Genomic DNA, 26,237 nt, shown 5'->3' on the forward strand with positions numbered 1-26,237 from the left:
GTTACGCCCAGACCTCGCGAGTCGTACGCCCAGCACCACTGGGACCAACCCCCAGCACCCCCCAATTAAACGTTCGCGACCCCCCGCGGGCCTGCGCAGGGGTACCTGAGCGTTGAATTCGGGGGTCCTGAACGTACGACACGGTCGGCCTGGACGTACGACTCGCGGGGTGGATGGCTGAGGGCCCGGCACCCACCGGGGGTGCCGGGCCCTTGTGCGTCAGGTCAGGCTTCGGGCTGCGCCGGCTTGCCGGCCAGCTCGGCCGCGGACGCGTTCTCGCCGCTCAGCGCGTCGTTCGCCGAGACGCCCCGCTCGGCCCGCGCACGGGCCAGCGCCGCCGTCTCCTCCTGCGGGTCCGGGGTCAGGAAGCTGCCCGGCACCGGGTGCCCGGCCGACCCCAGCTTGTTCATCTTCTTCGGCACCGGCGCGGCCTGGTACTCCAGCGGCAGCGGGTGGCCGTGGTCGTCCACCGGGCCCAGCGGCTGGTGGACCTCGATGAACTCGCCGTGCGGCAGGCGCTTGATGATGCCGGTCTCCACACCGTGCTCCAGCACCTCGCGGTCGGCCCGCTGGAGGCCGATGCAGAGCCGGTAGGTGAGGAAGTACGCCAGCGGCGGCAGCACCAGCAGGCCGATGCGGCCCATCCACGTCGTCGCGTTCAGCGACACGTCGAACTTGTACGCGAAGATGTCGTTCGCGCCCATGACCAGCAGCACCATGAAGTACGTGATGGCCATGGCGCCCAGCGAGGTGCGGACCGGCACGTCGCGCGGGCGCTGGAGCAGGTTGTGGTGCGCGTAGTCCTTGGTCAGCTTCCGCTCGATCCACGGGTACGCCGCGGCGATGCCGGTCAGCAGCGGCAGGCCCAGCATGAACGGCAGGAACGGCTCGGGCACCGTGTAGTTGCCCAGGTACAGCTCCCACGCGGGCCAGATGCGGACCAGGCCGTCGGTCCAGCCCATGTACCAGTCGGGCTGGGAGCCCGCCGAGACCTGCGCCGCGTTGTACGGGCCGAGGTTCCAGATCGGGTTGATCTGGAACACGCCGCCCATGATCGCGGTGAAGCCCACGACGATGGCGAAGAAGCCGCCGCCCTTGGCCGCGAACACCGGCATGATGCGCACGCCGACGACGTTGGTCTCCTTGCGGCCCACGCCTGGGAACTGGGTGTGCTTCTGGTACCAGACCAGCGCCAGGTGCGCCGCGACCAGGGCCAGGATGATGGCCGGGATGACCAGGATGTGCAGCGTGTAGAACCGCGGGATGATCTCGGTGCCCGGGAACTCGCCGCCGAAGATGGCCCAGTTCAGCCAGGTGCCGATGACCGGGATCGACAGCAGGAGGGCCGCCATCACCCGCAGGCCGGTGCCGGACAGCAGGTCGTCGGGCAGCGAGTAGCCGAGGAAGCCCTCGATCGCGCCCAGCATGAACAGCACGATGCCGATGACCCAGTTGATCTCACGCGGGCGGCGGAACGCGCCCGTGAAGAAGATCCGGAACATGTGGACGACGATCGCGCCCATGAACAGCAGGGCCGCCCAGTGGTGGACCTGCCGCACGAACAGGCCGCCGCGCACGTCGAACGAGATCTCCAGGGTCGACTCGTACGCGCGGGACATCGGGATGCCCTGCAGGTTCTGGAACGTCCCGTCGTAGATGATCTCCTCCATGGAGGGATCGAAGAACAACGTCAGGTACGTGCCGGACAGCAGCAGGATGATGAAGCTGTAGAGGGCGATCTCGCCCAGCAGGAAGGACCAGTGGGTCGGGAAGACCTTGTTCAGCTGCTTCCGCATGCCCGAGGCCATGTGGAAGCGGTCGTCAGCCCACTTCGCGGCGCCACCCGCCACCCGGGCAGCCGCCCCTTGCCGCTTCGTCGGCGTGGTGATGCCGCTCATGACTTACGCTCCCAGAACGCCGGACCCACAGCCTCGATGAAGTCGCTGCGGGCAATCAAGTATCCGTCCTCGTCCACCGTGATCGGAAGCTGGGGAAGGGCGCGGGTCGCCGGGCCGAAGCGCGGCTTGCCGTAGTGGAAGACGTCGAACTGCGACTGGTGGCACGGGCACAGCAGCAGACCGGTCTGCTGCTCGTACAGCGACGCCGGGCAGCCCAGGTGGGTGCAGATCTTCGAGTAGGCGTAGATGTCGCCGTAGTTGAAGTCCTCCTGGCCGGCCCGCTTGACGATGGGCTGACCGGGGCGGAAGCGCAGCAGCAGGACCGGGTTGTCGACCCGCTTGGTCGCCATGATGAGCGCGTGCTCGTCGTCGCGCTCGGACTCGCGGAACGGGAAGACGGTCATGTAACCGCCGGCGTCCAGGTCCTCCGGGCGGACGAGCTGCACCTCGTGCGGGTCGCCCGTGTAGTTGCGCAGGTAGACCTTCTCGCCGTTCTCCGACTTCCAGCCCGTGTGCCACAGCGAGTCCTTGTTGTCGCTGTCCTTCCACGGGTCGCGGATGAGGCTGCCCAGCGGCAGCGCCGCCACGCCGATGCCGAACACGCCGGCGCCCAGGCCCGCGGTGCGCTTGATCAGCGACCGGCGGGCGATGGTGCTGCGGTTGCCCGCGTCGGCCAGCTCGGCCAGCACGGTCGCCTTGTCCACCTCGGCCGAGCCGCCGTCGTGGCGCTGCTGGACGGCCAGCTCCTCGGGGATGAACTTCTTCGTGTACAGCAGCGCGCCCACGCCCAGCGCCGTGACGGCCAGGCCCAGGGTGAGACCGATGATCGGCGTGTACAGGCTGTACAGGAAGTGCGCGTCCGTGCGCGGGGTCTCGTACTTCCACGGCCACCAGATGAAGGCGACGAGGAACGCGATGCCCGAGAGCGCGGAGATCAGGAACCACAGGGCGACCAGGCGCTCGGCGCGCTTCTCGGCGCGCGTGCCCTTGACCGGCCACCGCTCCTCGTAGTGGACGATCTCCACGCCGTCCATGTTGGTGCCGAGCTTGACCAGCTCGTCCCTGCTCATCCCGGCGAGTTCCGCCTCGCTGGGCAGGTTGGTCGGCTTCTCGCCGCTCATGCCTTGGCTCCGATCCAGAGGGTCACGCCGATCAGGGCGGCGATACCCACGATGAACGCGATCAGACCCTCCGATACCGGCCCGAGGCCGCCGAGGGGGGCGCCGCCGGGGTTGTTGTTCCCGTCGGACACCGACTTGATGTAAGCGATGATGTCCTGCTTCTCCTCCGGCGTGAGCTGCCGGTCGGAGAACTTCGGCATGTTCTGCGGGCCCGAGAGCATCGCGGTGTAGATCTGCGCCTCGGTCACGCCCTCCAGCTCGGGTGCGAACTTGCCGGACGACAGCGCCCCGCCGCGACCGGTGAAGTTGTGGCACGCCGCGCAGTTCAGGCGGAACAGCTCGCCGCCCCGGGCCGGGTCCTCGCCGCGCAGGTCGGCGCCGGTCTCCTCGGGGGTCTGGGGGCCGCCGCCCCGGGACTGGATGAACGCGCCGAGCGCGTCGATCTGCTCGGGGGTGAACTTGGTGGGCTTGCGCAGGCCCTGCGCCTCCTGCCGCGCGAGCGGCATGCGGCCGGACGAGACCTGGAAGTACACGGCGGCGTCACCCACGCCGATCAGGCTCGGGCCGCGCCCCTCGACGCCGTCGAGGTTCTTGCCGTGGCAGCTGATGCAGGTGTTGTTGTAGAGCTGCTCGCCCAGTCGCACCTGCGCCGGGTCGTCCTGTGCCACCGCGGTCTGCGGCTGCGGCGCCAGGGCGCTGAACAGGAAGCCCGCGGACAGCAGCGCGAAGCCCAGCGCGAGCAGGCCCGAGATCCGCCTGCGCAGCTTGGTGCTGCGCTTCCGGGCCCGTGTGGTGTTGGTGGTCATGTGTGCGGCAACCCTTGCTGGTGTGAGTTCGGGGTTCTTGCTGGTCAGGGCACGATGTAGATGACGGCGAACAAGCCGATCCAGACGACGTCGACGAAGTGCCAGTAGTAGGACACGACGATCGCGGAGGTCGCCTGCGCGGGCGTGAACTTGCTCAGCTTCGTGCGGACCAGCAGGTAGCCGAACGCGATCAGACCGCCGATCACGTGCAGGCCGTGGAAGCCGGTCGTCAGGTAGAAGACCGTGCCGTAGGCCGAGCCGGGGATGGTGGTGCCGTGCTCGACCAGCTGGACGTACTCGTACGCCTGGCCGCCCACGAAGATCGCGCCCATGATCAGCGTCAGGAGGTACCAGCGGCGCAGCCCGAAGACGTCACCCCGCTCGGCCGCGAACACGCCCCACTGGCAGGTGAACGAGGACGCCACCAGGATGGTGGTGAACACCAGGGCGTAGGGCACGTTCAGGTGCGTGGGCGGCGGGGGCCACGGACCCTCGTTCTGGGCCTTCACCGTGAAGAACATGGCGAAGAGCCCCGCGAAGAACATGAGCTCACTGGACAGCCACACGATCGTGCCGACGCTGACCATGTTCGGGCGGTTCAGCGAGTGCACGCGCTGGCCGATTGAGGGCGCTGCCGTTGTCACACGACGCATTATTGCTTGCAGGTTTTCGCCCCGCCCATCGGGTCCGGGCGGGTGCGCTGGTCATCTGGGTCACACGGGCGGGTGGGTGCGGTCATGGGGTTGTTGAGCCGGTTGCGCGAACGGCTGCGCGGCGGGGGTGAACCGGCACTGCGGATCGATTCACCCGGACTGGTGGTGGTCGTGGAGGCGTTCGACCTCGCGGAGGCCGACTCGGCGGCGCTGGCGCGGTCGCCCGGGTGGCGCGCCGACGAGCCCGCCGTGCTGCGGCACCACCTCGAACTGCCCCCTGACCAGGTCGAACGCGCCCGCGAGCTGCTCACCCCGGACGGCTGGGAGCTGCGCGTGGGCGACCGCGTGCACGCCCTGCGGGTGCAGCGGCTGGACGCGCTGCACTGCGCGCAGGAACGGGCCAGGATGGCCGGGCTGGCGCAGCGGCTGGGCGGCGACTGGATCGGGTGGGATGCGCTTCAGGTCACAGCGGGTTAGCCGGATAACATCTCCGTCACCTGGCACCCGACCCGCCGGAGGACGCGAGATGAGCACGCAGAAGACCCGGATCCTGGTGTTCAGCCACCGCCCCGAGGTGCGTGAGACGATCATCACCGCCGTGGGCCGCCGGCCGGCGCCGGACCTGGGCCGCGTCGAGTACGTCGAGGTGGGGACCATCGCCGACGTCCTGTACGAGGTGGACAACGGTGGCGTCGACCTCGCGATCCTCGACGGCGAGGCGCAGCCGACCGGCGGCATGGGGTTGTCGCGGCAGCTGAAGAACGAGATCACCGACTGCCCCCCGATCGTGGTCGCGGTGCGCCGCAAGGACGACCGGTGGCTGGCGACGTGGTCGCAGGCGGACGCGGTGCTCGTGCACCCGCTCGACCCGCTGGCCGCCGCCGAGACCGTGGCCGAGGTGCTGCGCTCGTCGGCGCTGCCGGTCGTGCGCGGTTGATCGCCGTGGAGCGCACCTGGCCGTTACTGCTGAACCAGCTCATCGCCGGCACCGACCTGTCCGAGGAGGACACGTCGTGGGCGATGGACCAGGTCATGACCGGGGCGGCGACCCCGGCGCAGGTGGCGGGCTTCGCGGTGGCGCTGCGCGCGAAGGGCGAGACGCCCGAGGAGGTCGACGGCCTCGCCAAGATGATGCTGCACCACGCCCGGCGGTTCGAGGTGCCCGGCCGGGCGGCGGACATCGTCGGCACGGGCGGTGACCACTCGGGCTCGGTGAACATCTCGACGATGGCGACGTTGGTCGCCGCCTCCGCCGGGGTGCCGGTGGTCAAGCACGGCAACCGCGCGGCGTCGTCCCAGTGCGGGACGGCGGACGTGCTGGAGGCGCTGGGCGTGGCCATCGACCTGCCGCCGCTGGGCGTGCAGCAGACCGTGTCCGAGCTGGGCATCGGGTTCTGCTTCGCGCCGGTGTTCCACCCCGGTTTCCGGCACGCGGGCGCGCCCCGCCGGGAGATCGGCATCCCGACGGTGTTCAACCTGCTCGGGCCGCTGACGAACCCGGCGCAGCCCCGCGTGGGCCTGATCGGGTGCGCGCGGGAGAACGCGGCGCCGCTCATCGCCGGCGTCCTGGCGCGCCGCGGCAGCACGGCGCTGGTCGTGCGCGGCGACGACGGCCTGGACGAGATCACCACCACGACCACGACCGCGGTGTGGGTGGTCGACGGCGGCGAGGTGCGGCGGGACCGGATCGACCCGTCGCGGCTGGGCGTGCCGCCGGCGCTGCCCGAGGACCTCAAGGGCGGGGACGCGTCGGTGAACGCCGAGGTCGTGCGGGAGCTGGTGAGCGGGAAGCCGGGCGCGGTGCGCGACGCGGTGGTGCTCAACGCGGCCGGCGCGATCGCGGCCCACGGCGGGCTGTCCGGCGACCTGGAGGCGGACCTGGTGGCGGCGCTGGGGCGGGCCGGCGAGGCGATCGACTCCGGCGCGGCGGCGGACCTGCTGCGGCGGTGGGCGGCCCGGTCGACGGAGCTGAAGGCGACACTGGGCTCCTGAGGGCGACACGGGGCTCCTGGGACGCTGGTCCCGAGGGTGACGCCGGGCTCCTGGAGCCCCGGGCGGGGTACCCCCCGCCCGGCACGGCCCGCCCGGCACGGCCCGCGCCGGAACACCCGCTAGAACGCCGCCGGGTGCAGCTTCCGACCCCAGTCCTCGTCGAACCGGGCGAGGCCGCGCACCGCGTTGCCCCGCTCCGGGTCGACGACCGCCAAGCCGTAGATCACGGCCTCCTGGTCCTCCAGCGGCACCTGGAACACCAGGTTCCCCTCCTGGACGGGGGCTCCCCCGGCGGTGGACCGCAGCGGCGAGAAGGCCACCTGGCCGGGCTCCAGGGTCGTGTGCTGCCAGGACGTCGCGAACCCCGAGTACGCGTCGCCGACGAGCACGGCGTCGCGGGGCAGGTTCGGCGGGATGCCCCAGAACTTCTTGCCGTCGCACTCCACCAGCAGCGGCCGGTCGCCACCACCGGCCGTCAGCGGCGGCGGTGACCAGCGCTGATCGACCTGCGGGCCCTCCACCAGCAGCCGGATGGCGCTGGGGTTGCCGATGGACACCGACATCGGCCCGGTGGTGTTGTTGACCAGCCTGGGCCGGACCTTGATCTGGTAGTTGAGGGGATCGACCCCGCCCGGGGTCAGCACCTCGCCGTGGCACCAGTAGACCACCCTGACCTCGACGGCGGGCAGCGCCGGGTCCGTGGGGTCCGGGAGGGGGCAGGACCCCCTGGGCACCGCCACCCCGGACGGGGTCGGGGACGGCGCCGGGGAGGGCTCCGCGGTCGGCGCCGGGGAGGGCTCGGGCGCGGCGACGGGCGGCGCGGTCGAGGAGGCCGCGACCCGGAGGGCGTGCGGCGCCGTGAGGGCGGCGCCGAGGAGGAGCAGCACCACCCCCGCCGCGACCTGCCGCCGGTCGACCGGGGGCCTGCGCCGCCGCCGCCCGCGGGGGCCGTTCCCGGGCACGAGCTGCTTCAGCAGCAGCGCCAGCCCCACCGTGAGGACCGGCACGACGAGCAGGAGGGGCCACCCGCCGGCCTGGAGCACCTGGAGCAGGTCGGCGAGGGAGCCCAGCACCTCCCGCAGCAGGAGCAGGGTGCCCAGCGAGCAGATCACGAGGAGCAGGGCGTTGCCCCTGAGGAAGCTCCAGGCCCCGTACAGCAGGGCGCGTAACCACAGGTAGAGCCGCACGACGGATCGGGACCTCGCAGTCGGGGCCGGCGGTGTCACCGGATCGTCGGTGACGCTCGGCCCGGTGTTACCACCGCGCACCGGCGGCCACACCCCGCGCGCGAGACGCGGAACACCTTTTCGCCCCGGTCAGACGGGCTGGGTCCATGCTGAGCACATGCTCTACACGGTGATGAAGCGCGTGGTGGCGCCCACGGCGCGCCTGATCTACCGGCCCTCGGTCGAAGGCCTGGAGAACCTCCCCGCGACCGGCCCGGTCATCCTGGCGCCGAACCACCTCTCGTTCATCGACAGCATCGTCATCCCCATGGTGGTGCCGCGTCGCGTGTCCTTCCTCGCCAAGGCCGAGTACTTCGAGGGCAAGGGCGTGAAGGGCGCGCTCTCCCGCTACTTCTTCGGCTCCCTGGGCCACGTCCCCGTGCGCCGCGGCCTCGGCCGGGCCGCCAGGGCCTCGCTGGACACCGCCAAGGCCGTCCTGGAGGACGGCGGGGCGTTCGCCATCTACCCGGAGGGCACGCGGTCGCTGGACGGCCGCCTGCACCGCGGGCGCACGGGCGTCGCGCGCCTGGCCCTGGAGTCCGGCGCGCCGGTCGTCCCGGTCGGGCTGATCGGCACCGACGAGGTCCAGCCGGTGGACGCGCGGCTGCCCCGGGTCCGGCCCGTGACCGTCCGGTTCGGCGAGCCGCTGCGCTTCGACCGCTACGCGGGCCTCCAGGAGTCGCTGCCGGTGCTCCGCGCGGTCACCGACGAGGTCGTCTACCGGATCCTGGAGCTGTCCGGGCAGGAGTACGTGGACAGCTACCAGAACACGCAGGCGGCCTGAGCGCCGGGCGCGAACGACGAAGAGGGCCGCCACCCCGTTCGGGTGACGGCCCTCTTCGGACGAGAGACCTCAGTCGTGGCTCGGCCCCGTGTGGTACTCGAACACCAGGCCGCCGACCGCGATCAGCACCAGCACGACCGCGATCACCAGCATCCACACGTGCCAGAACGCCAGCGCGATGCCCGCCAGCGCCGCCGCGGCGGCCAGGCCGATCGGCCAGTAGCTGCCGGGGCTGAAGAAGCCCAGCTCACCGGCGCCGTCGCTGACCTCGGCGTCCGCGTTGTCCTCCGGGCGCACCTCGATGCGCCGGGCGACGAACCGGAAGTACGTGCCCACGATCAGCGCCAGGCCGCCGGTCAGCGCGAGCGCCACCGTGCCGGTGGGCTCGACGAAGCCGGTGTCCGCCCACGTCCAGTAGCCGTACACGACGGCCATCAGGAACGAGAACGCCATCACCAAGTCGAAAATGCGTGCTTCGACCTTCATCGCGGCGTCCTCCTAGTTCCCGCCGCCGGACGCCTCGCGGACGTCGCGGTCGGTGTCGAAGGGCTTGGTGGTCACGGCGTACGGCGTGCACAGCTCGCCGCAGTCCAGTTCGGTCAGCGCCTCGGCCGCCGTGTACGGCTGGCCGGTCGCCTCGTTGGTCTGCTTCCGCAGGTCCATGTACCGGTCGAAGTCACCCTGCTCCAGGGCCCTGACCTCGAAGTTCATCACCGCGTGGTAGGTGCCGCACAGCTCGGCGCAGCGGCCGACGAACGAGCCCGTCCGGTCGATCCGCTCGATCTCGAACGAGTTGTCCTGGTTGTTCTTCTTCGGCTCCGGGAACACGTCCCGCTTGAAGTGGAACTCCGGCACGAAGAACGAGTGGATGACGTCCGTCGACTCCAGGTTGAACCGGATCGAGCGACCCTGCGGCAGCACCAGCAGGGGGATCTCGCCGGACGTGCCGACGGTGCTCACCGGCAGCTCGGCGTTGTCCTCCAGCTTGTACTCCGGGTAGCGGAACTCCCAGTTCCACTGGAACCCGATGACGTCGACGGTCACGTCGGGGTCGTCGGTCTCCCGGATGACGTAGTTCTGCGTCACCGCGGTGAAGTAGAACAGCACGGCGACGATGATCGTCGGCACGACGACCAGGACGATCTCCAGCGGCAGGTTGTAGGCGACCTGGCGCGGCAGCTCATCGCTCTTCTTGCGGTGGAACGCCACCGACCAGAGGATCAGGCCCCACACGATGACGCCGACCGCGAGCGCGGCGACGACGGACCACGTCCACAGCTCGCGCATCGCCTCGGCCTGGGGGGTGACCCCAACCGGCCAGCCGAAGCGCATCACCTCTTCCGTGGAGCAACCCGTGGCCCCGACGCCGACCAGGCCGACCAGCCCTCCGACCTTCGCCAGCCGGGCTGCCCTGGTGCCCTCCTTCAGGCCCACTGCTCGCCGCCTCCTCGCTGCTTTCAAGCTCGCGGGCAAGGGGAAACCGCCCTTGCCGGATCATGCGGGAGCGTAACCCAGCTCCATGGGGCCCACCCCTCGGGGGCCGCACCCGTGTGGTGCAGTTTCGGTCACACGGAGCGCCCCCGGCATACTGGGTTCTTCTCCACACGACTCGAAAGGTGTTACGGCGTGTGCGGCCTGGTAGGACTGGTTTGCCCTGGCGAAGACGAGGCACAGCGAGCGCGCTCGGCGGTGGCGGGGGCATTGCGCTGCATGCGGCACCGCGGCCCCGACGAGAGCGGCACGTGGCAGGGCGGTGAGGTCGTCTTCGGCTTCAACCGCCTGTCCATCATCGACATCGAGCACTCCCACCAGCCGCTGCACTGGGGTCCGCCCGAGGCGCAGGGCCGGTACGCGATCCTGTTCAACGGTGAGATCTACAACTACCTGGAGCTGCGGGCGGAGCTGACCAAGCAGTTCGGCGCGCGGTTCGCCACCGACGGCGACACCGAGACCATCGTGGCGGCCTACCACTACTGGGGCCCGTCGGCGGTGGCGAAGCTGCGGGGCATGTTCGCCTTCCTGATCTGGGACAAGGCGCGGCGCGTGGTCTTCGGCGCGCGCGACCCGTTCGGCATCAAGCCGCTGTACTACGCGGCCGGGCCGGGCGGCGTGGCGTTCTCCAGCGAGAAGAAGTCCGTGCTGGAGCTGGCGCCCGCCATCGGCATCCGGCCGGAGGTCGACAAGAAGGCCCTCCAGCACTACTTCATCCTCCAGTACGTGCCCGAGCCGGAGTCCCTCCACAGCCGCGTTCACCGCATCGAGTCGGGCACGTCGTTCACGGTCACGCCGGGTGGCGAGCCGGTGGTCGAGCGGTACTTCCCGGCGACGTTCCGGCCCCGCGCGGTGCGCGGCCAGGCCGACGAGGACCGCCTGTACGACGAGATCACCGAGGCGCTGCGGGACTCGGTGGCCAAGCACATGCGCGCGGACGTGACGGTCGGCTCGTTCCTGTCCGGCGGCATCGACTCGACCGTGGTCGCGGCGCTGGCCAAGGAGCACAACCCGGACCTGATCACGTTCACCACCGGCTTCCAGCGGCAGGGCTACTCGGAGATCGACGTGGCCGCCGAGTCGGCCGCCGCGATCGGCGTGAAGCACGTGGTCCGGGCGGTGACGGCGCAGGAGATGATGGACGCGCTGCCGCTGATCACCTGGTACCTGGACGACCCGGTGGCGGACCCGGCGCTGGTGCCGCTGTGGTTCATCGCGCGCGAGGCGCGGCAGCACGTGAAGGTGGTGCTGTCGGGCGAGGGCGCGGACGAGCTGTTCGGCGGCTACACGATCTACCGCGAGCCGCTGTCGCTGGCGCCGTTCGACAAGGTGCCGGGCGCGCTGCGCAAGGCCATGGGCAAGGTGTCCACGAAGATCCCGCAGGGCGTGCGCGGCAAGGACCTGCTGCGGCGGGGCGCGCTGACCCTGGAGGAGCGCTACTACGGCAACGCCCGCATCTTCATGGACGACCAGCTCCGGCAGGTGCTGCGCACCTACGACCCGAACGTGTCGCACCAGGACGTGACCGCCCAGCCGTACCGCGAGTCGGCGGACTGGGACCCGGTGACCCGGATGCAGCACGTCGACCTGTTCACCTGGCTGCGCGGCGACATCCTGGTCAAGGCCGACAAGGTGACCATGGCGAACTCGCTGGAGCTGCGGGTGCCGTTCCTGGACAACGAGGTGTTCCGGATCGCCTCGCAGGTGCCGTCGGAGCTGAAGCTCACCCGGGAGACCACCAAGCACGCGCTGCGCCGGGCGATCCGCGACATCGTGCCCGCGCACGTGCTCAACCGCCGCAAGCTGGGCTTCCCGGTGCCGATCCGGCACTGGCTGAAGGACGAGATGCACGACTGGGCGGTCGACCACGTGCGCCAGTCGCAGACCGACCAGTACATCAACAAGGACGGCGTGCTGCGGGTCATCGAGGAGCACCGGTCGGGCGTGGCGGACAACAGCCGCCGGATCTGGGCGCTGCTGATGTTCATGATCTGGCACGGGATCTTCGTCGAGGGCCGCATCCGCCCGGCCATCCCCGAGCCGCACTACCCGGTCAAGCTCTGACCCGTGCCCGCGAGGGCCCGCCCCCGCCGCGCGCCGGGCCCTAGGGGGGGCCTTCCGCCCGGGACGGCGGTTGTCAAGCGGTTCGCACGAATACGGTCGTCCGGGTGAGCACCCCTGAGGCGGACACCCTGGCCGAGCTGATCGACGACTGCACCGCGCTCCCCGAGGAGCTGCGGGTGAGCGGGGCGACGCCGCCCGAGCCGGGCGCCGCGGCGCCCTGGCAGGTGGACGACGCGAACTACGCGCAGGTCGCGGACCTGGACGCGTACGTCTGACGGCTCCGGGTCTGGTCTGAGGCCTCCGCCGGCCCCGTCCCACCGGTTCCCCGACACGCGAAAGGCCCCCGCCGGAGCGGGGGCCTCTTCCGCGTTCAGCGGTTCAGCGCTCGATCAGTGGAACGAGTCGCCGCAGGCGCAGGAGCCGCCCGCGTTCGGGTTGTCGATGGTGAAACCCTGCTTCTCGATCGTGTCCACGAAGTCGATCACCGCACCCTCGACGTACGGGGCGCTCATGCGGTCGACGGCCACCTTGAGGCCGCCGAAGTCGCGCAGGGCGTCGCCGTCCAGCGTGCGCTCGTCGAAGAACAGCTGGTAGCGCAGACCGGCACAGCCACCGGGCTGGACGGCGATGCGCAGGTGCATGTCGTCGCGCCCCTCCTGGTCGAGCAGCGCCTTGGCCTTGGCGGCCGCCGCGTCGGTGAGCGTCACACCGTGGGTCGGCGGGGCGTCCGGAGTGGTGGCTGCGGCGTCCTGAGCGGTCGTCATGGCTCTCCCTCAGAGGTCCTTTGCGGGCATCTCTACCCGGGCAACACGGGCAGCACCCGCTTTGTTCCGTCTTCCATGGTCCCACAGCTAGGCGGTGCGGGGGTGTGACCACTGCCTCGCGACGTGTGCGGCCAGGTCGGCGAGGGTGCCCGCCGGGTCCGCCAGGCTCCGTTCGACCGAGCCGGCGTGCTCGGCGACCGCGTGGGCGTCCTGGACGCCGACCGCCGCCGCCTCGCGCCTGCCGACCGAGACCTGCCCGGCGAGCACCACGCACGGCAGGCCGCGCTCGGCCGCGCCCGCGGCCACGGCGGTGACGAGCTTGCCGCGCAGCGACTGCCAGTCGAAGCTCCCCTCCCCCGTGACGGCCAGGTCGGCGTGGTCGAGCGCCGCGTCGAGGCCGGTCAGCTCGCGGACCAGGCGCGCGCCGGACACGGTGGTCGCGCCGAGCGCCATCAGCCCCGCGCCCAGGCCGCCCGCCGCGCCCGCGCCGGGCCGGTCGCGCACGTCCGCCAGCTCCGCCATGGCCGCGAGCCGGGCCTCCAGGCGCTCGACGGCCTCGGGCGACGCGCCCTTCTGGGGTCCGAACACCCGGGCCGCGCCGTGCGGGCCGAGCAGCGGGTTCTCCACGTCCGAGGCGACCACCAGCCTGGCGGTGACGGGGCCGGCGGTCGCGCGCATCCCCTCGCCGCCGTCCGTGGTGCCCGAGCCGCCGAGGCCCACGACGATGGTGCGCGCGTCCCGCGCGGCGTTGAGCAGCTCGCCGACGCCCCTGGTGGTGGCGGTCTCGGCGGCGCTCGGGCGCAGGTCGGGCGGGATCAGGTGCAGGCCGCACGCCTGGGCGGACTCCAGGTAGGCGGTGCCCTCGTGCTCCAGCCACCTCGCCTCGACCCGGTCGCCCAGCGGGCCGGTGACGGTGGTGGTGCGGACCACACCGCCGAGCGCGGCGTGCAGGACGTCCACGAAGCCGGGGCCGCCGTCGGCCAGCGGCCGGAGGCTCAGCTCGTCGTCGGGCGCGGCGCGGCGCCAGCCCTCGGCCACGGCCTCGGCGACCTCGCGGGCGGTCAGCGTGCCGCCGAAGCAGTCCGGGGCGATCACAACTCGCACCTCGCGAACAGTACTTATCGACCCATCTCCTACTCTGGTGAGGTGAGGTTCCTGCGCCGCAACGCCGACGAAGCCGCCGAGACCGCCACCACCGAGGACACCACCCCGGAGGTGACGGCCGCGGAGCCCGGGCGCACACCGGGCAAGGGTCGGCCCACGCCCAAGCGCCGCGAGGCCGAGGGCAAGCGCCGCGGCCCCGTGCCGCCGCCGCCCCGCACCCAGCGCGAGGCGTTCAAGAGGGCGCGCGGGAGCAAGGTCTCCAAGGAAGAGCGCCGCGCCGCGGCCGCCGAGCGCCGGCAGCGCATGATGGCGGGCGAGGACAAGTACCTGCTGCCGCGCGACCGGGGCCCGGTGAAGGCCTACATCCGGGACGTGGTCGACTCGCGCCGCAACCTCATGGGCCTGTTCATGCCGCTGGCGATCCTGGTGTTCGTCGCGCTGCTCGTGCCGTCACCCCTGATCCAGCAGTACGCCACGCTGCTCACCACGTTCATGCTGCTGGCGATGATCGTGGAGGGCTTCGTGCTGGGCCGGCTGGTCACCCGGCGCGTGCGGCTGAAGTTCCCGAACGACACCTCGCGAGGCCTGTCGATCGGCTGGTACTCGTTCATCCGGGCCAGCCAGCTCCGCCGCCTCCGCGTCCCGAAGCCGCGCGTGGGCCCCGGAGAGAAGGTCTGACGGAGCCGGCCGGCGGGGGCCAGAGTTCATTAGCTACCCGAACGACCTGTACTAGGCTTGCCGCATGGAGTTCCGACGCCTCGGCCGCAGTGGCCTGAACATCAGCGAGATCTCGTACGGCAACTGGCTCACCCACGGTTCCCAGGTCGAGGAGGAGCAGGCCACGGCCTGCGTGCACGCCGCGCTCGACGCGGGCATCACCACGTTCGACACCGCGGACGTCTACGCCAACACCAAGGCCGAGTCCGTGCTGGGCCGCGCGCTGGCCGGGCAGCGCCGGGAGTCGTTGGAGATCTTCACCAAGGTCTTCTGGCCGACCGGTCCGGGCGGCCCCAACGACAAGGGCCTGGGGCGCAAGCACATCGCGGAGTCCATCAACGGCTCGCTCAAGCGGCTCCAGACCGACTACGTGGACCTCTACCAGGCGCACCGGTTCGACCGGACCGTGCCGCTGGAGGAGACCATGCTCGCCTTCGCCGACCTGGTGCGGCAGGGCAAGGTGCTCTACATCGGCGTCTCCGAGTGGAACGCGGACCAGATCGCGCAGGGCGCGGCGCTCGCGCGCGAGCTGAAGATCCCGTTCATCTCCAACCAGCCGCAGTACTCGATGCTGTGGCGCGTCATCGAGTCCCAGGTCGTGCCGACCTCGGAGCGCGAGGGCATCAGCCAGATCGTCTGGTCGCCCATCGCGCAGGGCGTGCTGACCGGCAAGTACCTGCCGGGGCAGCCGCTGCCGGAGGGCTCGCGCGCGACCGACGAGACCGGCTCGAAGTTCATCGCCCGGTTCCTGCGCGACGAGGTGCTGGAGAAGGTCCAGCGGCTCAAGCCGCTGGCCGAGGAGGCCGGCCTGTCGCTGGCCCAGCTGGCCGTGGCGTGGGTGCTCCAGAACCCGAACGTGGCGTCCGCGATCATCGGCGCGTCCCGGCCGGAGCAGGTGCACGAGAACGTGAAGGCCGCCGGCGTGAAGCTGGAGGCCGAGCTGCTGGCCAAGATCGACGAGGTGCTCGGCGACTCCGTCGAGACCGACCCCCGCCTGACCGTCACGCCGTGACCGCGTGAGGGACGGGGCACCTCGCTCTCGGGGTGCCCCGTTCGGGTTCACCGCTGGTCGGGGTCTTTTCGAGACCTGATGAAGGCCGTGGACGAGCGTGCCGCCCCCCTGGCGTTCTCGCAGGTCAGCGATTCGCGCTCACGACGGGCATCCCCGATGGCCCTACTCCGCCGGCGAGAGCGACATGGGTCCGTACACCTCGGACTCCGCGCGCAGCAGCGTCACCTGGGCCACCCCCGCCGACCGCAGCTCCGGCCACGCCTCGCTGAACCAGTCCTCCGCCTCGGTCTGGTCGCCGAACGCCACGGCCGGGCCGTGGACCTCGCGGCCCTCCTCGTCCTGGTACCGCCACCGGTACTCCACAACGGCCTCCTCCCAGGATGTCCTGCGGGTAACGTTCCCGGTCAGGCTATGTGCTCGCCGAACGGATGGGGTGTGGTGTGACGCGTCGGACACTGGTCCTGGGCGGCGCGCGGTCGGGCAAGTCCGCCCACGCCGAGGGCCTGCTCACCGACCCCGTGGTGACCTACGTCGCCACCGCGCGCCGCTACCCGGACGACGCCGACTGGGACGAGCGGATCGCCCGGCACGTCGCCCGCCGCCCGGTCACGTGGACCACGGTGGAGGCCCCCGCGCCCGGCGACCTGCCCGCCCTGCTCACCGCCACCACCCCGGACGACCCGCCGATCCTGGTCGACGACCTGGCGACCTGGCTCACCGGCGTGCTGGACGACGCCGACGCGTGGGAGGGCCACGGCCTCGGCCGGGTCGAGGCGGAGTGCGCCGAACTGGTGCGCGCGGTCGGGGGCACGCGCAGCCGGCTGGTCCTCGTCTCCGCCGAGGTCGGCCTCGGCGTCGTGCCCGGGACCCGCTCTGGCAGGCTCTTCCGCGATCAGCTCGGCTCGCTCAACGCGCGGCTGGCCGAGGTGTGCGACGAGGTCATGCTGGTCGTCGCCGGGATCCCACTGCACTTGCGCGAAGCCGGAGGTAGTCGGTGACCATCGAGTTCCCGCCCGTCGAGCCGCCCAGCGGGGCCGCGCGCCGCCAGGCGGTGAGCCGCCACGCGGTGCTGACCAAGCCCGTGGGCTCGCTCGGCAAGCTGGAGGAGTTGGGCGCGTGGGTGGCCGCGTGCCAGGGCACGTGCCCGCCGCGGCCGTTCACCCGACCCCGGGTGGTCGTGTTCGCCGGTGACCACGGGGTGGCGCGGCACGGCGTGTCCGCGTACCCGAGCGAGGTCACCGGGCAGATGGTGGCCAACTTCCTGGCGGGCGGCGCGGCGGTGAACGTGCTGGCCAACGTGGCGGGCGCGACGGTGCGCGTGGTCGACGTGGCCGTGGACGCCGACACGGCCGTGGGCGACGAGAAGGTGCGCCGCGGCTCCGGGTCGATCGACCGCGAGGACGCGCTGACCCCCGAGGAGGCCGAGCGCGCGATCGAGGTCGGCCGCAAGCTCGTGGACGACGAGGTCGACGGCGGCGCGGACCTGCTCATCGCCGGTGACATGGGCATCGGCAACACGACGCCGGCGGCGGTGCTGATCGCCGCGCTGACCGGGTCCGAGCCGGTGGCCGTGGTGGGCCGGGGCACCGGGGTCGACGACCGGGGCTGGATGCGCAAGACCGCCGCGATCCGGGACGCGCTGCGCCGCGCCCGGCCGGTCATCAACGACCCGGTGGCGCTGCTGGGCCGGTCGTCGGGCGCGGACATCGCCGCGATGGCGGGCTTCCTGGCCCAGGCGGCGGTGCGCAAGACGCCCGTGGTGCTGGACGGCGTGGTGACCGGCGCGGCGGCCGTGGTCGCCGAGGAGCTGGCGCCGGGCGCCCGCGAGTGGTGGGTGGCCGGGCACCTGTCGGCGGAGCCCGCGCACGCGCTGGCGCTGAACCACCTGGGGCTGGAGCCGCTGCTGGAGTTCGACATGCGGCTCGGCGAGGGTTCGGGCGCGGTGGCGGCGCTGCCGCTGGTGGTCATGGCGACGCGGGTCCTGGCGGAGATGGCCACCTTCGACAGCGCGGGCATCTCCGGGCCCGCCTGATGGGGCCACGCCTGACGGGGTCCCGCCTGACGGGGTCCCGCCTGACGGGGCGCGCCTGATGCGCCTGGCGCTGTCGCTGCTGACCGTGCTGCCCGTCCGCGGCGTCGGCGACGTCGACGCGCGGGCGGCCGGGCGGGCCATCGCCCTCGCGCCGCTGGTGGGCGTCCTGCTCGGCGCGGTCGCCGCGGGGCTGCTCACCGCGCTGCCGGGGCTACTCGGCGGCTTCCTCGTGGTGGGCTTCCTCGCGCTGGCCACGCGCGGGATGCACCTCGACGGGCTCGCGGACACCGTCGACGGGCTGGGCTGCTACGGGCCGCCCGAGCGGGCGCTGGCCGTCATGCGCGACGGGGGCGCGGGGCCGTTCGCGGTGGTCGCGCTGGTCGTGGTGCTGGGCGCGCAGGCCGCCGCCCTGCCGGTGGCCGGGTGGGGCGCGGTGGTGCTGGCGGTGACCGCCGGGCGGGCCGCGTTCGCGCTGTGCTGCCTGCGCGGCGTCCCGGCGGCCCGGTCCGAGGGGCTGGGCGCGCTGGTGGCGGGCTCGCAGCCGCGGTGGGTGGCCGCCGGGTGGTGGGTCGCGCTGGCGGTGGCCGGGTTCTTCGTCCACCCGTGGCGCGGCCCGGCCGCGGTGGTGCTCGCGGCCGGGCTCGTGCTGCTGCTCGTCCGGCACGCGCGCCGGCGCTTCGGCGGGATCACCGGCGACGTGCTCGGCGCGGCCTGCGAGACCGCCACGCTCGCCGTGCTGGCGGTCTGCTGCCTCAGTTGATCTTCTTCAGCCAGCCGTGCCGGTCCTCGACCGTGCCCTGCTGGATGCCGGTCAGGTGCTTGCGCAGCTTCATGGAGACCTCGCCGGTGCGGCCGCCGGAGATCGAGAACTCGCCGTCCGCGTGCTTGACGTGCCCGACCGGCGTGATCACCGCGGCCGTGCCGCAGGCGAACACCTCGGTCAGCTCGCCGGACTCCGCCTTCTTCTCCCACTCCTCGGTGGAGATCCGGCGCTCCTCCACGCCGTGGCCGAAGTCGCGCGCGAGCTGGAGCAGCGAGTCGCGGGTGATGCCCGGCAGCAGCGAGCCGGACAGCTCCGGCGTCACCACGCGCGCGTCGTCGCCGGAGCCGAGGACGAAGAACAGGTTCATCCCGCCCATCTCCTCGACCCACCGGCGCTCCACCGCGTCCAGCCACACGACCTGGTCGCAGCCCTGCGCGGCGGCCTGCGCCTGCGCCACCAGCGACGCCGCGTAGTTGCCCGCGAACTTGGCCGCGCCGGTGCCGCCGGGCGCCGCGCGGACGTACTCGGTCGACAGCCACACCGTCACCGGCTTCAGGCCGCCGGTGAAGTACGAGCCGGCGGGCGAGGCGATGAGCACGTAGAGGTACTCCCCCGCCGGCCGCACGCCGAGGCCGCGCTCGGTGGCGAACAGGTAGGGCCGCAGGTACAGCGACTCCTCGCCGCCGCCCTCGGGCACCCAGCGCTCGTCGACGGCCAGCAGCTCCCGGAGCGAACCCAGGAACAGCTCGTCGGTCAGTTCGGGCATCGCCATGCGGCGGGCCGAGGCGCGGAAGCGCTCGGCGTTCGCCTCGGGGCGGAAGGAGGCGATCGAGCCGTCGGGCAGGCGGTAGGCCTTGAGCCCTTCGAAGATCGCCTGGCCGTAGTGCAGCACCATTGCCGCCGGGTCCAGCTCCAGCGAGTGGTAGGGCTCGACAGCCGCGTCGTGCCAGCCCTGTTCGCGGTTCCAGCGGATCGTCACCATGTGGTCGGTGAAGTGCTGCCCGAAGCCCGGCTTCGCGAGTACCTCCGCAACGCGCTCCGGGGTCGCCGGCTGCGGGTTGGGGGTCCGGGTGAAAGGCAACGCTGTCGTCATGGCAGCACACTAGCCGCCGCGCGGACATCGGAAAATCGCCGTCCCGACGCTCGGACGTCCGACCATCCGGTCGGGCTACCCGACCGGCTGCCGGAGCCGACCCAGCGCGGTCAGACCGGTACCCAGCGCGAGCGCCGCGGCGGTGACGACCAACGCCTCCGTGGGCGCGCTCATCGCCAGCAGCACCGACAGCCCGAGCCCCAGGCACGCGGTGCGCATCGGCCACGTGCGGTCCTCCTGGAGCAGCACGCGCGCCGAGGCGTTCGTGAAGCCGTAGTAGAACGCCGTGCCGCACGCGCCGACCGCGAGGGCGGTGCCCGGCGTCAGCGCGACCACGCCGAGCACGGCCGACGCGACCACCACCACTTCCAGCGGCCAGGCCGCGCGCACCGGGGGCAGGTCGCCGGTCTCGACCATGCCGGCGAGCGTGCGGCGGGCCGAGCCGAGTACGAAGAACAGCGAGGACACGGCGGCCACCGCCGCGCCCGCGGCGAGCACGGGCAGCAGCGCGCGGCCGTCGGCGGCGACCAGGGCGTCCCGCAGCGGCGCGGGCGACAGCGCCAGGCGCGCGGGGCCGAGCTGCCGCAGCAGCGCCGCGCCCACGGCGAGCGACACCACCAGCGCGACCGCGAGCGCCGCCGGGATGGCGAAGCGCAGCACGCGGGCGCTGAACACGCGGTCGCCCGGCAGCGGCGCGGTGATCCGCTCGAACCCGGTGAACAGCACGAACAGCAGCGACCCGGCGCTCATGAGGCCCTCGAACCCGAGGTCGCCGCCCGTGGCGACCGGGTTGTCCGGCGGCGCCACGGCGAAGCACACCACGACCACGAGCGCGAGCACGCCGAGCACCACCGCGGCGGCGGCCGCGCTCAGCCCCGTGCCCCAGCGGAAGCCCGAGGCGCCGAGCGCCGAGGTCACCACGAGGAGGCCGACCGCGGCGACGAGCTGGTGCTCGGGGAAGACGTAGGCGCCGAACGCGCCGGCCAGCGCGGCGGCCACCCCGGCGCGGCCGACCAGGTGGGCGCTCGCGCCGATGCGCGCGGGCCACGGGCCGAGCTGGTTGCGGGTGTAGGCGTAGCCGCCGGGCGCGTCCGGGTAGGCGCGGGCCTGGTCGGCGGTGGAGAACGCGCAGCACAGCGCGGTCAGCGCGGCGAGGACCAGGGCGACGGGGAACCAGGGGCCCGCCGCGGCCGCGGCGGGGGCGAAGCCCGCGAGCACCCCGACCCCGAGGGTCGCGCCGAGGGCGAGCACCACTGCGCCGGCACGGGGCGTGATTGTCACCGGTACACGGTGACATATGGACCAGAGGTCCAGCTAACGCCCAAGCGGCTTACGTCCGAACGTGTTAATTGTTACTCCCCGCTATCGAAGGTACCGCCGCCAAGTGCAGGAACGAGCCCCTTAGCATTCGACTCGATCAATTCCGCATCCCGACGCACGACCAGGAAGTGCCGGGAGGACCGTCGAGGAGCCGCAGTGACCGCCCCGAAACTCGCCATCACCGACAGTGACCTGAGCACCACCAACGTCGACGCCGTCGTGGTGGGCACCATCCAGGGCCCGGGAGGGCTCGTCCTGGCCGGCGGGGCGGAGGCGGTCGACGCCGCGTTCGACGGCGGCCTGGTCGACGTGCTCGGCGCCGTGGGCGCGACCGGCAGGCAGGACGAGGTCGTGACGCTGCCGGCACTGGGCCGGATCACCGCGCCGGTGGTGATCGCGGTGGGGCTGGGCAAGCCCGCCGCCGACGGCTCGGTCGCCGAGGACCAGGTGCGCCGCGCGTCCGGCGCCGCCGCCCGCGCCCTGGCCGGCAAGAAGCGCGCCGCGACCGCGCTGTCCGCGCTGCACCTCGGCCCGGCCGTCGAGGGCACCGTCATGGGCGCCTACTCGTTCACCGCCTACAAGTCCGACAAGGGCGACGCCCCGGTCGCGCGGGTGGACCTCGTCGCGCCCGCCGGGGGCTCCACCCGGGCGCACCGGGCGGCGGTGAAGGCGTCCACGGCGATCGCCGAGGCCGTCACCACCACCCGCGACCTGGTCAACACCCCGCCGAACGACCTGTTCCCGGCCTCCTTCGCCGAGCGCGCCGTCGCGCTGGCCAAGGCCGAGGGCCTGGAGGTGGAGGTGCTGGACGAGAAGGCGCTGCGCAAGCAGGGCTTCGGCGGCATCCTCGGCGTCGGCGGCGGGTCGAGCCGCCCGCCGCGCCTGGTCCGCATCACCTACCGCGGCCCGAAGGCGACCAAGAAGATCGCCCTGGTCGGCAAGGGCATCACCTTCGACACCGGCGGCATCTCGATCAAGCCGGCGCTGGGCATGGACGAGATGACCTCGGACATGGGCGGCGCGGCGGCCGTGATCGCCTCCGTGGTGCTGGCCTCGAAGCTGAAGTTCCCGCTGGAGGTCACCGCGTGGGCGCCGATGGCGGAGAACATGCCGTCCGGCACCGCCTACCGGCCCGGCGACGTGCTGACCATGTACGGCGGCAAGACCGTCGAGGTGCTCAACACCGACGCCGAGGGCAGGCTCATCCTGTCCGACGCGATCGTGCGCGCCTGCGAGGAGGGACCGGACTACCTGATCGAGACCTCCACGCTGACCGGCGCCCAGGTCGTGTCGCTGGGCAAGCGCACCGCCGGCGTCATGGGCACCGAAGAGTTCCGCGACCGGGTGGCCGCGCTGGGCCGCGCCGTGGGCGAGCAGGCGTGGGCCATGCCGCTGCCGGAGGAGCTGCGCGGCGACCTGGAGTCCCGCGTGGCCGACCTGTCCAACGTGGCCGGTCACCGGTTCGGCGGGATGCTGACCGCCGGGATCTTCCTGCGCGAGTTCGTGGCCGAGGGCGTGACCTGGGCGCACATCGACGTGGCCGGGCCGTCGTTCCACACGGGCGGCCCGTACGGCTACACCACCAAGGGCGGCACCGGCGTGCCCGTGCGCACCATCGCCGCCGTGCTGGCGGACATCGCCGCGAACGGCTGAGCGGACACCGGCGGCCCGGGGACGCCCCGGGCCGCCCTCAGCCCCTGTTGCCCTTGCGCCGCGAGTACTCGCGCATCCGCTTGGGGTACCCGACGATGCCCGCGTCGTAGATCGGGATGCCCAGCTTCTTCGCCAGCCGCCGCGCGCCGTCCTCGCCGTCGATGCGCCGGCGCGTCCACTCACCGTCGTGCGCGACCAGCACGACCGTGGTCTCGGTCACGGTCGTCTTCGGCTCGACGTACGCCTCCACCCCACGACGTGACGAAGCCCACTGCTCCAAGTGGGTGGTGTCGGTGGACGTGGCCGCTCGCAGCACGCCGGGGCGCTGCTTCCTGCGAAAACGGTCGAACAGACCCACCCGGTCACCTCCTGACGGCACTCCTTCACCCAATCGTGCCGGCGCCGAGGTGAAGAGGGTGGCAAGTCCTCCGAAGAGGACACCGCGTCGCCGTCGTCCTCACCGTAGTGACAAGATGGCCATCACACGCGCGCACCCGCGCGGAGTAAGGCATCAAGCTCTCCAGGGAGATCCCGTGACCGACACCTCCGCCGACCTCGTGATCCTCGGTGGCGGCTCGGGCGGCTACGCCTGCGCGTTCCGCGCTGCGGAGCTCGGCCTGTCCGTCATCCTGGTCGAGAAGGACAAGCTGGGGGGCACCTGCCTGCACCGCGGCTGCATCCCGACCAAGGCGCTGCTGCACGCGGCGGAGGTCGCGGACAACGCCCGCGAGGGTGACCAGTTCGGCGTGAAGTCCTCGCTGGAGGGCATCGACATCGCGGGCGTGAACTCGTACAAGGACGGCGTGATCAGCCGCCTGTACAAGGGCCTCCAGGGCCTGGCCAAGGCCAACAAGGTCACCCTGGTCGAGGGCGCGGGCACGTTCGTCGGCAACAAGACCGTCGAGGTGGACGGCAAGCGCTACACCGGCAAGAACGTGGTCCTGGCGACCGGCTCCTACGCCCGCAGCCTGCCCGGCCTGGAGATCGGCGGCCGGGTCCTCACCAGCGACCAGGCCCTCAACCTCGACTTCATCCCGGAGAAGGCGATCGTGCTGGGCGGCGGCGTCATCGGCGTCGAGTTCGCCAGCGTCTGGGCCTCCTTCGGCGTCGACGTGACCATCGTCGAGGCGCTGCCCCGCCTGGTCCCCGCCGAGGACGAGTACGCGTCCAAGCAGCTGGAGCGCGCGTTCCGCCGCCGCGGCATCAAGTTCAAGACCGGCGTGAAGTTCACCAACGCCACCCAGAACGACGCGGGCGTCTCCGTCACCCTGGAGTCCGGCGACGTGCTGGAGGCGGACCTGCTGCTGGTCGCCGTCGGCCGCGGCCCCAACACCGCGGGCCACGGCTACGAGGAGGCCGGCGTCGCGATCGAGCGCGGCTTCGTCGTCACCGACGAGCGCCTGAAGACCAACCTGGACGGCGTCTACGCGGTCGGCGACATCGTGCGCGGCCTCCAGCTCGCGCACCGCGGCTTCCAGCAGGGCATCTTCGTCGCCGAGGAGATCGCCGGGCAGAACCCCAAGGTCATCGACGAGGCGGGCATCCCGCGCGTCACCTACTGCAAGCCCGAGGTCGCCTCGGTGGGCCTGTCCGAGGCCGCGGCCAAGGAGAAGTACGGCTCCGTCGAGACGTTCGTCTACGACCTCGCCGGCAACGGCAAGAGCCAGATCCTGAAGACCGCCGGTGGCGTCAAGCTCGTGAAGGCGCCCGATGGTCCGGTGGTCGGTGTCACCATGGTCGGCGAGCGGGTCGGCGAGCTGATCGGTGAGGCCCAGCTGATCTACAGCTGGGAGGCGTACCCCGAGGACGTGGCGCCGTTGATCCACGCCCACCCGACCCAGACTGAAGCCCTCGGCGAAGCCTTCCTCGCCTTGGCCGGCAAGCCGCTGCACGTGCACGGCTGACCGTCGCACCCCAGTCAGCCGAACTTCGACCCACGCACGAGGAGTCAGCGAACGATGGCCTTCTCCGTTCAAATGCCCGCACTCGGCGAGAGCGTCACCGAGGGCACGGTCACCCGCTGGTTGAAGCAGGAGGGTGACCGCGTCGAGGTCGACGAGCCGTTGCTGGAGGTCTCGACCGACAAGGTCGACACCGAGATCCCCTCCCCCGCGGCGGGCGTGCTCCAGAAGATCGTCGCCCAGGAGGACGAGACCGTCGAGGTCGGCGCCGAACTCGCCGTCATCGGCGACGGCTCGGACGCCGGTTCCGACGACTCCACCTCGGGCGGCGGCGCCGCACCCGCCGAGGAGGCCCAGCCGGAGCCGCAGTCCACCCCCGACCCGCAGCCCGAACCGCAGGCCGAGGCCCCGAAGCAGGACGCCGAGGGCACCCCGGTCACCATGCCCGCCCTGGGCGAGAGCGTCACCGAGGGCACCGTCACCCGGTGGCTGAAGTCCGTCGGCGACTCGGTCGAGGTGGACGAGCCCCTCCTGGAGGTCTCGACCGACAAGGTCGACACCGAGATCCCGTCCCCGGTGGCCGGCACCCTGCTGGAGATCACCGCCGGCGAGGACGAGACCGTCGAGGTGGGCGGCCGGCTGGCCGTCATCGGCTCGGGCGCCCCGAAGCAGCAGGAAGCCCCGAAGCAGGAGGCTCCCAAGCAGCAGGAGGCCCCCGCCCAGCAGGAGGCGGCCCCGCAGCAGCAGGCCCCCCAGCCCCCCGCCAAGCAGGAGCAGCCCGCCCCTCAGGAGACCCCGAAGCAGGCGGCTCCGCAGGAAGCCCCCGCCCAGGAGGAGTCCTCCAACGGCGCGCCCTACGTGACCCCGCTGGTCCGCAAGCTGGCCTCGGAGCACAACATCGACCTGGGCTCGCTCAAGGGCACCGGCGTCGGCGGCCGCATCCGCAAGCAGGACGTGCTGGCCGCCGTCGAGGCCAAGAAGGCCCCCGCGCCCGCCGCCCCGACCCAGCCCCAGGCCCCGGCCGCGTCCGCCCCGGCCCAGCGCGTCGCCACCCCCGCCGCCGACACCAGCGGCAAGCGCGGCACCGTGCAGAAGCTGCCCCGCCTGCGGCAGATCGTGGCCCAGCGGACCCGCGAGTCGCTCCAGGTCTCGGCGCAGCTCACGCAGGTCTTCGAGGTGGACGTCACCAAGATCGCCCGCCTGCGCAACCGCGCCAAGTCCGCTTTCGAGCAGCGCGAGGGCGTCAAGCTCACGTTCCTGCCCTTCTTCGCCAAGGCCGCCGTGGAGGCGCTCAAGCAGCACCCGGTGCTGAACGCCTCCATCGACGAGGAGAAGAAGGAGGTCGTCTACCACGGCGCCGAGCACCTGGGCATCGCGATCGACACCGAGCGCGGCCTGCTCAACGCGGTGATCGCGAACGCGGGCGACCTCAACCTGGCGGGCCTGTCGCACAAGATCGGCGACCTGGCCTCCCGGGCACGCGCGAACAAGCTGACCCCGGACGAGCTGACCGGCGGCACGTTCTCGCTGACCAACCTGGGCAGCAACGGCGCCCTCTTCGACACGCCGATCATCCAGCAGCCGCAGGTGGGCATCCTGGGCGTCGGCGTGGTGAAGAAGCGCCCGGTGGTCGTCACCGACGAGAACGGCGACGACACCATCGCCATCCGCTCCATGGCCTACCTGGCGCTGACCTACGACCACCGCCTGGTGGACGGCGCCGACGCGGGCCGCTTCCTGACCACCATCAAGAACCGGCTGGAAGAAGGCGCGTTCGAAGCCGACCTCGGCCTCTAAAGAACACCCCCGAGGCCGCCCCCGGCACCGCCGGGGGCGGCCTCGC

General features: G+C 72.2%; 27 protein-coding genes. 14 read left to right on the plus strand and 13 right to left on the minus strand.

Annotation, left to right across the window (positions count from 1 at the left end; translation table 11 throughout):
* Nucleotides 1–224: 224 nt before the first annotated feature.
* From qcrB to ctaE, 4 genes are read right to left on the minus strand one after another with little or no spacing between them, the layout of a single operon-like run.
* Nucleotides 225–1,898: a cytochrome bc1 complex cytochrome b subunit gene (qcrB, locus tag ACFV4N_RS20975; protein WP_499674238.1), complete on the minus strand. Its 1,674-nt coding sequence runs from the start codon at nucleotides 1,896–1,898 to the stop codon at nucleotides 225–227.
* On the minus strand, nucleotides 1,895–3,019 hold the full coding sequence (gene qcrA / locus ACFV4N_RS20980; protein WP_499674239.1) for a cytochrome bc1 complex Rieske iron-sulfur subunit: 1,125 nt from the start codon (nucleotides 3,017–3,019) through the stop codon (nucleotides 1,895–1,897). Before qcrA ends, qcrB begins: the two co-directional genes overlap by 4 nt.
* Nucleotides 3,016–3,825 (minus strand): cytochrome bc1 complex diheme cytochrome c subunit, encoded by an 810-nt coding sequence (qcrC, locus tag ACFV4N_RS20985; protein WP_499674240.1) that lies wholly within the window; start codon nucleotides 3,823–3,825, stop codon nucleotides 3,016–3,018. Before qcrC ends, qcrA begins: the two co-directional genes overlap by 4 nt.
* A 44-nt stretch (nucleotides 3,826–3,869) precedes the next feature.
* Nucleotides 3,870–4,478: an aa3-type cytochrome oxidase subunit III gene (ctaE, locus tag ACFV4N_RS20990; RefSeq protein ID WP_499674241.1), complete on the minus strand. Its 609-nt coding sequence runs from the start codon at nucleotides 4,476–4,478 to the stop codon at nucleotides 3,870–3,872.
* Nucleotides 4,479–4,562: 84 nt separating this feature from the next.
* Here ctaE and ACFV4N_RS20995 point away from each other — a divergent pair, with 84 nt between their 5' ends.
* Genes ACFV4N_RS20995 through trpD form a run of 3 tightly spaced genes read left to right on the plus strand, consistent with a single transcriptional unit; the run spans nucleotide 4,563 to nucleotide 6,470 of the window.
* Nucleotides 4,563–4,955, plus strand: a complete 393-nt coding sequence (locus ACFV4N_RS20995; protein WP_499674242.1) for a hypothetical protein — start codon at nucleotides 4,563–4,565, stop codon at nucleotides 4,953–4,955.
* A 49-nt stretch (nucleotides 4,956–5,004) separates the two neighbouring features.
* Nucleotides 5,005–5,415, plus strand: coding sequence for a hypothetical protein (locus ACFV4N_RS21000; RefSeq protein ID WP_499674243.1), 411 nt, complete (start codon nucleotides 5,005–5,007; stop codon nucleotides 5,413–5,415).
* Nucleotides 5,415–6,470: an anthranilate phosphoribosyltransferase gene (gene trpD, locus ACFV4N_RS21005; protein ID WP_499674264.1), complete on the plus strand. Its 1,056-nt coding sequence runs from the start codon at nucleotides 5,415–5,417 to the stop codon at nucleotides 6,468–6,470. Before ACFV4N_RS21000 ends, trpD begins: the two co-directional genes overlap by 1 nt.
* A gap of 119 nt (nucleotides 6,471–6,589) precedes the next feature.
* Here the strand turns inward: trpD and ACFV4N_RS21010 are convergent, their stop codons facing one another.
* Nucleotides 6,590–7,657, minus strand: a complete 1,068-nt coding sequence (locus tag ACFV4N_RS21010; protein WP_499674244.1) for a hypothetical protein — start codon at nucleotides 7,655–7,657, stop codon at nucleotides 6,590–6,592.
* A gap of 157 nt (nucleotides 7,658–7,814) precedes the next feature.
* Here ACFV4N_RS21010 and ACFV4N_RS21015 point away from each other — a divergent pair, with 157 nt between their 5' ends.
* On the plus strand, nucleotides 7,815–8,480 hold the full coding sequence (locus tag ACFV4N_RS21015; protein ID WP_499674245.1) for a lysophospholipid acyltransferase family protein: 666 nt from the start codon (nucleotides 7,815–7,817) through the stop codon (nucleotides 8,478–8,480).
* A gap of 69 nt (nucleotides 8,481–8,549) precedes the next feature.
* Here the strand turns inward: ACFV4N_RS21015 and ACFV4N_RS21020 are convergent, their stop codons facing one another.
* The gene (locus tag ACFV4N_RS21020) at nucleotides 8,550–8,966 is read right to left on the minus strand and encodes a cytochrome c oxidase subunit 4 (protein WP_499674246.1); all 417 of its coding nucleotides are present in this window, start codon (nucleotides 8,964–8,966) and stop codon (nucleotides 8,550–8,552) included.
* A 12-nt stretch (nucleotides 8,967–8,978) separates the two neighbouring features.
* The gene (gene ctaC / locus ACFV4N_RS21025) at nucleotides 8,979–9,914 is read right to left on the minus strand and encodes an aa3-type cytochrome oxidase subunit II (protein ID WP_499674247.1); all 936 of its coding nucleotides are present in this window, start codon (nucleotides 9,912–9,914) and stop codon (nucleotides 8,979–8,981) included.
* A gap of 192 nt (nucleotides 9,915–10,106) precedes the next feature.
* Between ctaC and asnB the strand changes: the two genes are divergently transcribed.
* Both asnB and ACFV4N_RS21035 read left to right on the plus strand, forming a co-directional pair.
* On the plus strand, nucleotides 10,107–12,035 hold the full coding sequence (asnB, locus tag ACFV4N_RS21030; protein WP_499674248.1) for an asparagine synthase (glutamine-hydrolyzing): 1,929 nt from the start codon (nucleotides 10,107–10,109) through the stop codon (nucleotides 12,033–12,035).
* A gap of 104 nt (nucleotides 12,036–12,139) precedes the next feature.
* Nucleotides 12,140–12,310 carry a hypothetical protein gene (locus ACFV4N_RS21035; protein ID WP_499674249.1) on the plus strand — a complete coding sequence of 57 codons (171 nt, stop codon included), beginning with the start codon at nucleotides 12,140–12,142 and terminating at the stop codon, nucleotides 12,308–12,310.
* 114 nt (nucleotides 12,311–12,424) lie between these two features.
* Here ACFV4N_RS21035 and ACFV4N_RS21040 read toward each other — a convergent pair whose 3' ends face one another.
* Nucleotides 12,425–12,799, minus strand: a complete 375-nt coding sequence (locus tag ACFV4N_RS21040) for a HesB/IscA family protein (protein ID WP_499674250.1) — start codon at nucleotides 12,797–12,799, stop codon at nucleotides 12,425–12,427.
* 87 nt (nucleotides 12,800–12,886) lie between these two features.
* A complete protein-coding gene (locus tag ACFV4N_RS21045; protein WP_499674251.1) occupies nucleotides 12,887–13,903 on the minus strand; it encodes a glycerate kinase family protein in 1,017 nt (338 codons plus the stop codon).
* A 42-nt stretch (nucleotides 13,904–13,945) separates the two neighbouring features.
* Between ACFV4N_RS21045 and ACFV4N_RS21050 the strand changes: the two genes are divergently transcribed.
* The gene (locus ACFV4N_RS21050) at nucleotides 13,946–14,581 is read left to right on the plus strand and encodes a DUF3043 domain-containing protein (protein ID WP_499674252.1); all 636 of its coding nucleotides are present in this window, start codon (nucleotides 13,946–13,948) and stop codon (nucleotides 14,579–14,581) included.
* Nucleotides 14,582–14,645: 64 nt separating this feature from the next.
* A complete protein-coding gene (locus ACFV4N_RS21055; protein WP_499674253.1) occupies nucleotides 14,646–15,632 on the plus strand; it encodes an aldo/keto reductase family protein in 987 nt (328 codons plus the stop codon).
* Between the two features lie 162 nt (nucleotides 15,633–15,794).
* On the opposite strand, the gene ACFV4N_RS21060 is transcribed toward ACFV4N_RS21055, so the two are convergent.
* Nucleotides 15,795–15,995 carry a hypothetical protein gene (locus ACFV4N_RS21060; protein ID WP_499674254.1) on the minus strand — a complete coding sequence of 67 codons (201 nt, stop codon included), beginning with the start codon at nucleotides 15,993–15,995 and terminating at the stop codon, nucleotides 15,795–15,797.
* Nucleotides 15,996–16,072: 77 nt separating this feature from the next.
* On the opposite strand from ACFV4N_RS21060, the gene cobU reads away from it, so the two are divergent.
* The 3 genes from cobU to ACFV4N_RS21075 are packed head-to-tail and all read left to right on the plus strand — an operon-like array spanning nucleotide 16,073 to nucleotide 18,424.
* A complete protein-coding gene (gene cobU, locus ACFV4N_RS21065) occupies nucleotides 16,073–16,630 on the plus strand; it encodes a bifunctional adenosylcobinamide kinase/adenosylcobinamide-phosphate guanylyltransferase (RefSeq protein ID WP_499674255.1) in 558 nt (185 codons plus the stop codon).
* Nucleotides 16,627–17,664: a nicotinate-nucleotide--dimethylbenzimidazole phosphoribosyltransferase gene (gene cobT, locus ACFV4N_RS21070; RefSeq protein WP_499674256.1), complete on the plus strand. Its 1,038-nt coding sequence runs from the start codon at nucleotides 16,627–16,629 to the stop codon at nucleotides 17,662–17,664. Before cobU ends, cobT begins: the two co-directional genes overlap by 4 nt.
* A gap of 58 nt (nucleotides 17,665–17,722) precedes the next feature.
* Nucleotides 17,723–18,424, plus strand: a complete 702-nt coding sequence (locus ACFV4N_RS21075) for an adenosylcobinamide-GDP ribazoletransferase (RefSeq protein ID WP_499674257.1) — start codon at nucleotides 17,723–17,725, stop codon at nucleotides 18,422–18,424.
* Here the strand turns inward: ACFV4N_RS21075 and ACFV4N_RS21080 are convergent.
* Together ACFV4N_RS21080 and ACFV4N_RS21085 are read right to left on the minus strand one after the other, a co-directional pair.
* Nucleotides 18,417–19,520 (minus strand): branched-chain amino acid aminotransferase, encoded by a 1,104-nt coding sequence (locus ACFV4N_RS21080; RefSeq protein ID WP_499674258.1) that lies wholly within the window; start codon nucleotides 19,518–19,520, stop codon nucleotides 18,417–18,419. The genes ACFV4N_RS21075 and ACFV4N_RS21080 overlap by 8 nt on opposite strands.
* A 75-nt stretch (nucleotides 19,521–19,595) precedes the next feature.
* Nucleotides 19,596–20,801 (minus strand): APC family permease, encoded by a 1,206-nt coding sequence (locus ACFV4N_RS21085; protein WP_499674259.1) that lies wholly within the window; start codon nucleotides 20,799–20,801, stop codon nucleotides 19,596–19,598.
* A 195-nt stretch (nucleotides 20,802–20,996) separates the two neighbouring features.
* On the opposite strand from ACFV4N_RS21085, the gene ACFV4N_RS21090 reads away from it, so the two are divergent.
* Complete coding sequence (locus ACFV4N_RS21090; RefSeq protein ID WP_499674260.1) at nucleotides 20,997–22,493, plus strand: leucyl aminopeptidase; 1,497 nt, start codon at nucleotides 20,997–20,999, stop codon at nucleotides 22,491–22,493.
* A 37-nt stretch (nucleotides 22,494–22,530) separates the two neighbouring features.
* Here the strand turns inward: ACFV4N_RS21090 and ACFV4N_RS21095 are convergent, their stop codons facing one another.
* Complete coding sequence (locus ACFV4N_RS21095; protein WP_499674261.1) at nucleotides 22,531–22,851, minus strand: oxidoreductase; 321 nt, start codon at nucleotides 22,849–22,851, stop codon at nucleotides 22,531–22,533.
* Between the two features lie 175 nt (nucleotides 22,852–23,026).
* On the opposite strand from ACFV4N_RS21095, the gene lpdA reads away from it, so the two are divergent.
* Nucleotides 23,027–24,397: a dihydrolipoyl dehydrogenase gene (lpdA, locus tag ACFV4N_RS21100; protein ID WP_499674262.1), complete on the plus strand. Its 1,371-nt coding sequence runs from the start codon at nucleotides 23,027–23,029 to the stop codon at nucleotides 24,395–24,397.
* 54 nt (nucleotides 24,398–24,451) lie between these two features.
* Nucleotides 24,452–26,191: a 2-oxoglutarate dehydrogenase, E2 component, dihydrolipoamide succinyltransferase gene (gene sucB / locus ACFV4N_RS21105; protein ID WP_499674263.1), complete on the plus strand. Its 1,740-nt coding sequence runs from the start codon at nucleotides 24,452–24,454 to the stop codon at nucleotides 26,189–26,191.
* The last annotated feature ends 46 nt before the right edge of the window (nucleotides 26,192–26,237 follow it).

Source organism: Actinosynnema sp. NPDC059797 (assembly GCF_042732085.1).
Lineage (GTDB): Bacteria > Actinomycetota > Actinomycetes > Mycobacteriales > Pseudonocardiaceae > Actinosynnema.